Annotated in this window: 1 rRNA gene; it reads left to right on the top strand. The window is 47.2% G+C overall.

The window, feature by feature from the left end:
• Positions 1-63: ribosomal RNA gene (locus J8I33_RS34305) — 16S ribosomal RNA — on the top strand; the annotation flags it as partial.
• Positions 64-511 lie beyond the last annotated feature (448 nt).

Here is a 511-nt window from a genome sequence, read left to right as displayed (position 1 = left end):
ATGACTGGGGTGAAGTCGTAACAAGGTAGCCGTATCGGAAGGTGCGGCTGGATCACCTCCTTTCCAGAGCTTCTCGCCAAGTTGAGCGCTCACGCTTATCGGCTGTTGATAAAGACAGAAAGACTGTCTGTTAGCGGTTTAATCGGTTACAATGCCGGCCGCTTTCGGTAATCATCAATGACAAACATTCGAATGAAGTTTGGTTCGAGTTTTTCTCATTGGCGATTGAGCCAGTCAGAGCGGTACGTAGTACGTATCGGCTGTCGTTCTTTAACAATCTGGAAGAAGTAAGTAATTTGGATAGCGGAAGCGTCTTGAGATGGACGTGAAAACTATCCGGGTTGTGATTGTATCGATGTATCTCAAGATGATTCGAACTCTATGTTCGACTTAAATTGGAATACGGCACAACGCGAGAACTCAACCTGTAGCGACTGTCGATGAGACAGACTCGTTATAGGGTCAAGCGAACAAGTGCATGTGGTGGATGCCTTGGCGATCACAGGCGATG

This window comes from Burkholderia sp. AcTa6-5 (assembly GCF_017815075.1).
GTDB lineage: Bacteria > Pseudomonadota > Gammaproteobacteria > Burkholderiales > Burkholderiaceae > Burkholderia > Burkholderia sola.
Note: the sequence above shows the minus strand (reverse complement) of the source record. Positions and strands in the feature narration are given on the sequence as shown.